Genomic DNA, 7,367 nt, shown 5'->3' with positions numbered 1-7,367 from the left:
ATGTTTGGCATGGTTTCCAGCCAGTTGTGAGTGCATCAGTTATTGTAAAATCCTCTGCCACTTTTGCAAGAGGTCTATAGACCAGCTAAATTGACCAATCCTCTACTGCCCAGCGATAGGCTAACGCATGCGCATGCAACGCGTCATCAGGTGATACGCAAACGGCCACATCAGCCCATTCGAGTAACGGAATATCATTTTTGGAATCTGAATACGCGTACGTCTTTTCAAACGTGATGCCAGCTGCTTGCTGTTTACTTAGCCATTTATCCAAATGGTATATTTTGCCCGCTTGGAAGTTTGGTCTGTCAATGAGCTTACCTGTATAGCGATTATCTTTGATTTCTAATGGCGTTGCCAATACATTGGCTTCTTCTACACCAAAACGCTTGGCAATGGCTGACACTACAAAATCATTGGTCGCAGAAATAATCACCACATCGTGCCCTTGCTCAATGTGCTGGCACAACGCTTCCATCGCTTTTGGACGAATATGTGGCTCAATTTCGCTTTTGATATAGTCTTCTCTTAGCTCATCAAGTCTATCAAGCGGCAGACTGCTTAAAAACTGCGCGACGAATTCATTGTACTCTGTCGCGTCTAGCGTACCTTCAATATAGTCATTATAAAATTTCTGATTGGCAGTGCGGTACTGCGCCTCATCGACAAGGTCATGCTTTACGATATACTCGCCCCAGAGATAATCGCTATCGACATCAAGTAATGTATGATCTAAATCAAATAATGCCAGTTGTTTTTGTTGTATTTGTGCTTGATTTGCCTGCATGGTGAGACCTTATCGTTGGTTGCGAAAAAATATGAATCGTTTAATAAAATTGGGTACAGTTATCTACTAAGGCTGAGCGTGTCACCTAAATAGCACATCAATTAGATATAGCTCGCACCTTGTAATTTAACTATTTAGAATCGCTTAGACTATTTACCTTTAGTCAGGCATTGCGATTTCTGTTAAGCCTGTTTTGAATTTCTGGCAACGCTCAGTATAATGTAGCGCTGACATTTTTAGCATCGCTACTTGCTCATCTGTTAGCGTTTTGACCACTTTTGCAGGCGCACCCATCACTAGCGAGTTATCTGGAATGACCTGACCTTCAGTAACTAAGGCTTTTGCCCCTATCAGGCAGTTTTTACCGATCTTGACGTTATTGAGTACCACTGCGCCAATGCCAATCAAGCTATTATCACCGACTTCACAACCATGTAACATAGCCAGATGACCAATAGTCACGTAATTACCAATAGTGACTTTGATACCTGCATCAGTATGAATCACACTGTTTTCTTGCACATTACTATAGTCACCGATATGGATACGATCGTTGTCACCGCGTATCACTGCACCGAACCAAATATTGGCCTGATGGCCTAAATACACATCGCCCATCACTTGCGCCGAGTCAGCAATCCAACCGTTGAACGGTACAGCAAACTCAGGGGTTTTGTCTAAATATTTAAATATCATCGTTTCTCCTTAGTAAGGATAATGTTATTTTGGAGTAAGTCATTGGTTATACCACAATCATTTTTATGCTTATTTGATTCGCATGTCAAAGAACCATCTCACTTTGGACCATAGCCATAAAAAATATATTTTACAGTATACAATCCCATTTAATACCTTATCGTGTGTCCACTTTATAGTACAATTAGCAAGGCCAACATTCTCATTTTGCTATCGTAGCGCCTGCCCTAACAAGTACCGCTACCCTACTAAGGACGCATCCATGCTTCGCGAAACACACGTACCTATTATCTTGTTGGCAAGTAGTGTGATCATCACCGCGCCCAGTTATGCTGAAGATACCTCAAGTTTGGAGAGAGCCGGTGACATTGTTGCGGTTGCCATACCTGCCATTGCTTATGGCAGCACGCATTATATGAATGATAAAGAGGGACGTCAGCAATTTTATCAATCATTTGCTACCAATCTTGCCGTGACCTATGCTGTGAAGTCAACCATTAATAAAGAGCGCCCTGACCATAGCGACAATGACTCCTTCCCATCAGGACATACTTCTTTGGCATTTCAGGGCGCAAGCTTCATTCATAAACGCTATGGATTAGAATATAGTATTCCAGCTTATGTTGGCGCAACTTTTGTAGGTTATAGCCGTGTTAAAGCGGAAAAACATGATGTGGCTGATGTATTTGCTGGTGCAGCACTAGGGGTTGCCAGTAGTATGTATTTGACCAAAAGCTATAACGATCAGCTTCTCATCACAACCAATCTTGCGCCTGACTATTACGGGCTGTCTGTCCACTACCAGTTTTAATCACTCAGTTTGCCCTTGATACTAGCCATAAGTTACTATTTTGTATATAATACGCAAAATCTGTGCCTAAGCGAGCGGACATGATGCAAGTTACCTATTCACTATCTAGTGGGTTTTGTAGTTTTCATCAATAATGTCTTCTCGCTTTTTTGTGGAAAATTTTTGTGTATCGCCCTTTTTTTACTTTTATATGACAACAGTCAAATGCCGTAAATAAAAGGATACGGAGCAATTTTAGACCAACAAAACATGATGGCACTCACCAATAACAGCGGAGGCAATCCTTGAATTCATCGGCAGAAATACAAGCAATTTTGGCACTAGCAGACGGTACAATCTTTCGCGGTGTCAGTATCGGCAGCCTAGGTCATCGTATTGGTGAAGTGGTATTTAACACAGCCATGACAGGGTATCAAGAAATCCTAACCGATCCAAGTTATGCCCGCCAGCTGGTGACTTTGACTTACCCTCATATCGGTAATACAGGCACCAATAGCGAGGACACAGAATCTGGCAATGGCCATAAAGTATGGGCAGACGGTCTTATCATCCGTGATGCCACCATGGCAACCTCTAACTTCCGTAACTCAGAGTCACTTAGCGACTATTTACAGCGTAATGAGACAGTGGCTATCGCTGAAATTGATACGCGTCAGCTAACACGTCTATTACGTGATAAAGGTGCACAGAACGGCTGTATCATGACTGCCTCAAACGGCGAGACTATCAGTAGCGACGATGAGCAAAAAGCGATTGAGTTGGCGAAAGGCTTTGCAGGTCTAAAAGGCATGGACTTGGCAAAAGAATGCTGTACTAAAGAGAACTTCGAGTGGACAGCAGGTACCTGGGATTTATCAGACACCCTACTCAACCGTGATATCCCTGGTAGTCATGATAGCGGCACTGGTGGCTTCTTTAAGCAACTCGGCACTCACATCGATTCTAAATACAACGTCGTCGCTTATGACTTCGGTAGCAAAACAAACATCTTACGCATGCTCGTCGACCGCGGTTGTCACGTAACGGTCGTGCCAGCACAGACCCCTATCGCAGACGTGCTAGCAATGAACCCAGATGGCATCTTTTTATCAAATGGCCCTGGTGACCCTGCTGCCTGCGATTACGCTATCGATGCGGTACGCCACATCATTGAACAAACTGATGTGCCAACGTTTGGCATCTGCTTAGGCCATCAGCTGATTGGTCTGGCTAGCGGTGCAAATACTATCAAAATGAAAACGGGCCATCATGGTGCCAACCATCCAGTACAAGATTTGGCGACTGGTACGGTTATGATTACCAGTCAAAACCATGGTTTCGCGGTTGATGAAGACACGTTACCTGACAACGTGAAATCTACCCATCGCTCATTATTCGATGGTACCAACCAAGGTATCGAGCTGACTAACAAGCCCGTCTTTAGCTTCCAAGGTCACCCAGAAGCCAGCCCTGGTCCACATGACTGCGCGCCATTGTTTGATAAGTTTGCGGATATGATGGAAGCGGCTAAAACTGCCCAAGCGTAAACGGTTGATTATAACTACATAATAAGTAAACGCTTGAATCGTCCATAGCGCTTCAAGCGGCACTAAATAAAGCACTGCAAGTATAAAACGCCATGCGCGTTATCAAAAATAAAGATTACTCAAATTATCACCCAAACGAAGGTAGCTCTAACTATGCCAAAACGTACCGACATAAAAAGCATTCTTATCATTGGCGCAGGCCCTATCGTCATCGGCCAAGCATGTGAGTTTGACTATTCAGGCGCACAGGCGTGTAAAGCACTAAAAGAAGAAGGCTACCGCGTCATCTTGGTCAACTCAAACCCTGCAACAATCATGACCGACCCTGTCATGGCTGACGCAACCTATATCGAGCCGATTACTTGGCAGACGGTTGAGCAAATTATTGCCAAAGAACGCCCAGATGCAATCTTGCCAACGATGGGCGGACAGACGGCTCTAAACTGTGCGCTAGAGCTGGACAAGCACGGCGTATTAACCAAGTATAACTGCGAGTTGATTGGCGCGACCAAAGACTCAATCGAGATGGCAGAAGACCGCAACTTGTTTGATAAAGCAATGAAACGTATTGGTCTTGAGTGCCCGCGCGCTGAAACGGCTGAAACGATGGAAGAAGCCTTTGCTACTCAAGAAAAAATGGGCTATCCGTGTATCATTCGTCCATCATTCACGATGGGTGGTTCAGGCGGTGGTATCGCTTATAACCGTGATGAGTTCATTGAAATCTGTGAGCGTGGTTTTGACTTATCTCCAAACCATCAGCTACTCATCGATGAGTCATTGATTGGTTGGAAAGAGTACGAGATGGAAGTGGTTCGTGACAAAAACGACAACTGCATCATCATTTGTGCTATCGAAAATTTTGACCCAATGGGCGTGCATACAGGCGACTCAATCACCGTCGCACCAGCACAGACCTTGACCGACAAAGAATACCAAATCATGCGTAATGCGTCATTAGCAGTACTGCGTGAGATTGGTGTTGAAACAGGCGGCTCAAACGTACAGTTCGGTATCAACCCTGATACTGGTCGCATGGTCGTCATCGAGATGAACCCACGTGTATCACGCTCGTCTGCCCTAGCCTCAAAAGCCACTGGCTTCCCGATTGCCAAAATCGCAGCAAAACTGGCAATTGGTTATACGCTAGATGAATTGCAAAATGACATCACTGGTGGCAAAACACCAGCCAGCTTTGAGCCTGCGCTTGATTATGTCGTGACCAAGATACCTCGTTTTAACTTCGAAAAATTCCCGCAAGCGGACAATATCTTATCGACTCAGATGAAATCAGTCGGTGAAGTGATGGCGATTGGTCGTAACTTCCAAGAGTCTATGCAAAAAGCCTTACGCGGTATGGAAACAGGTGCGGATGGCTTTGACGAGCAAATTGACTTATCAAAAGTAAGCGTTGAAAAAGCACGTAGCGAAATCATAAACCGCCTAACTATTCCAACACCTGAGCGTATCTACTACGTTGCTGATGCATTCCGCGTCGGTATGAGTGTCGATGAAGTGTTTAATTTTACCAAGATTGACCCATGGTTCTTGGTACAGATAGAAGACATCGTTAAAACAGAAGCCACTGTAAAATCACTTGGTTTTGGCGGCTTGAACGAGAAAAATTTACGTAGCTTTAAACGTAAAGGTTTATCAGATTTGCGTTTGGCTAAACTGCTTGGTATCTCACAGAAGCAGCTACGCAAAAAGCGTTGGGATCTAAACGTCTATCCAGTGTATAAACGTGTTGATACCTGTGCGGCAGAGTTTGCTACTAGCACCGCTTATATGTACTCAACGTACGATAGCGAATGTGAAGCGAACCCAACAGACAAAAAGAAAATCATGGTTATCGGTGGCGGTCCTAACCGTATCGGCCAAGGCATTGAGTTTGATTACTGCTGTGTGCATGCAGCGCTTGCCATGCGTGAAGATGGTTACGAGACCATCATGGTCAACTGTAACCCTGAAACGGTTTCAACCGATTATGATACTTCTGACCGTTTATACTTTGAGCCAATCACGTTAGAAGACGTGCTAGAGATTGTTCGTATCGAAAATCCTGATGGCGTGATTGTACAGTTCGGTGGTCAAACGCCATTGAAACTTGCTCGTGCACTAGAGTCAGCAGGCGTCAAAATCATCGGTACTAGCCCAGATGCAATCGACCGTGCCGAAGACCGTGAGCGCTTCCAGCATATGATTCAGCAGCTAAACTTAGTACAGCCATCAAACGCTCTAGCAACCAGCTTAGAAGACGGTTTGGTTAAAGCAAAAGACGTAGGCTATCCATTGGTTGTACGTCCATCTTATGTATTAGGTGGCCGCGCGATGGAAATCGTCTATAACGAAGACGAGCTAAGACATTACCTACGTACTGCGGTACAAGCATCGAACGAAGCGCCTGTCCTACTAGATCGCTTCTTAGATGATGCTATCGAAGTTGACGTAGACTGTGTATGTGATGGTACTGATGTCGTCATCGGCGGTATCATGCAACACATCGAACAGGCTGGCGTTCACTCAGGTGACTCAGCATGCTCACTGCCACCATACTCACTGTCTAAAGAGCTATGTGACGTGATGCGCGCGCAGACGGTCGCTATGGCAAAAGAGCTAGGCGTTATCGGTCTAATGAACGTACAGTTCGCTGTAAAAGGCGAAACCGTATATATCTTAGAAGTGAACCCACGTGCTGCACGTACAGTACCGTTCGTCTCTAAGTGTATCGGTACTTCGTTAGCACAGGTTGCTGCTCGCTGTATGGCTGGTACTTCGCTTAAAGACCAAGGTTTTACCACTGAAATTGTCCCAGCATTCTATGCGGTCAAAGAAGCGGTATTCCCATTCGCCAAGTTCCCAGGTGTTGACCCAATCTTGAGTCCTGAGATGAAATCAACGGGCGAAGTTATGGGCGTGGGCAAAACCTTTGGCGAAGCATTCTACAAAGCCATTATCGGTAGTAATGAGCGTCTGCCAGGCTTGCCAACTGAAGGCGAGACAAAAACCGTCTTTATCTCAGTTCGTGATAGTGACAAAGCGCAAATCGCTCCGATTGCTCGTCAGCTTGCAGACTTTGGCTTTAAGATTGTCTCGACCACTGGCACGCAAAAAGTACTGAGCGACGCTGGTATCGAAAGTCAACAAATTAACAAGGTCACTGAAGGTCGCCCGCATATCGTTGATGCCTTGAAAAACGGCAAAATCGACCTTATCATCAATACTACTGAAGGTAAGCAAGCTCAAGAGGATTCGTTCTCTATTCGCCGTAGTGCACTACAAGGCAAAGTATTCTACGTCACCACGTTAGGTGCCGCTGATGCCGTCTGCAAATCTTACGCGATTGACTTACCGTTTGATGTCTATAAGTTACAAGATTTGCATGAGCAAGCAAAGTCTATTGACGTGGCTGAATAATTTCAGTAGATTAAGCATAACCGTTAGGCTTGCCTAAAAGCTCACTCAAGTATCGTTGTTTGCTTTAAATATAGCCAACCATGCTTGAGGAACGATACCTTTACCGTGATAGACCTAAAAAGCATAGTGG

5 protein-coding genes are annotated in these 7,367 nt (G+C 44.9%); 3 read left to right on the top strand and 2 right to left on the bottom strand.

The genetic code is table 11. The features are described from left to right. Positions 1 to 85 precede the first annotated feature (85 nt). Positions 86 to 787, bottom strand: a complete 702-nt coding sequence (locus tag I3249_RS08485) for an HAD family hydrolase (protein WP_238069526.1) — start codon at positions 785 to 787, stop codon at positions 86 to 88. 159 nt (positions 788 to 946) lie between these two features. Further along, on the bottom strand, positions 947 to 1,483 hold the full coding sequence (locus tag I3249_RS08480; protein ID WP_238069524.1) for a gamma carbonic anhydrase family protein: 537 nt from the start codon (positions 1,481 to 1,483) through the stop codon (positions 947 to 949). 262 nt (positions 1,484 to 1,745) lie between these two features. Here I3249_RS08480 and I3249_RS08475 point away from each other — a divergent pair, with 262 nt between their 5' ends. The 3 genes from I3249_RS08475 (at position 1,746) to carB (ending at position 7,237) form a co-directional block, all read left to right on the top strand. Beyond that, positions 1,746 to 2,294, top strand: a complete 549-nt coding sequence (locus I3249_RS08475; protein WP_058025191.1) for a phosphatase PAP2 family protein — start codon at positions 1,746 to 1,748, stop codon at positions 2,292 to 2,294. Positions 2,295 to 2,578: 284 nt separating this feature from the next. Further along, the gene (carA, locus tag I3249_RS08470; RefSeq protein ID WP_238069522.1) at positions 2,579 to 3,820 is read left to right on the top strand and encodes a glutamine-hydrolyzing carbamoyl-phosphate synthase small subunit; all 1,242 of its coding nucleotides are present in this window, start codon (positions 2,579 to 2,581) and stop codon (positions 3,818 to 3,820) included. 153 nt (positions 3,821 to 3,973) lie between these two features. Beyond that, complete coding sequence (carB, locus tag I3249_RS08465; RefSeq protein WP_102078365.1) at positions 3,974 to 7,237, top strand: carbamoyl-phosphate synthase large subunit; 3,264 nt, start codon at positions 3,974 to 3,976, stop codon at positions 7,235 to 7,237. The last annotated feature ends 130 nt before the right edge of the window (positions 7,238 to 7,367 follow it).

This window comes from Psychrobacter sp. Ps1 (assembly GCF_022129425.1).
Lineage (GTDB): Bacteria > Pseudomonadota > Gammaproteobacteria > Pseudomonadales > Moraxellaceae > Psychrobacter.
Note: the sequence above shows the minus strand (reverse complement) of the source record. Positions and strands in the feature narration are given on the sequence as shown.

Coding starts and splice junctions, on each gene's coding strand:
- I3249_RS08485 (WP_238069526.1), bottom strand. CDS start 787: ATGCAGGCAAATCAAGCACAAATACAACAAAAACAACTGGCATTATTT.
- I3249_RS08480 (WP_238069524.1), bottom strand. CDS start 1,483: ATGATATTTAAATATTTAGACAAAACCCCTGAGTTTGCTGTACCGTTC.
- I3249_RS08475 (WP_058025191.1), top strand. CDS start 1,746: ATGCTTCGCGAAACACACGTACCTATTATCTTGTTGGCAAGTAGTGTG.
- carB (WP_102078365.1), top strand. CDS start 3,974: ATGCCAAAACGTACCGACATAAAAAGCATTCTTATCATTGGCGCAGGC.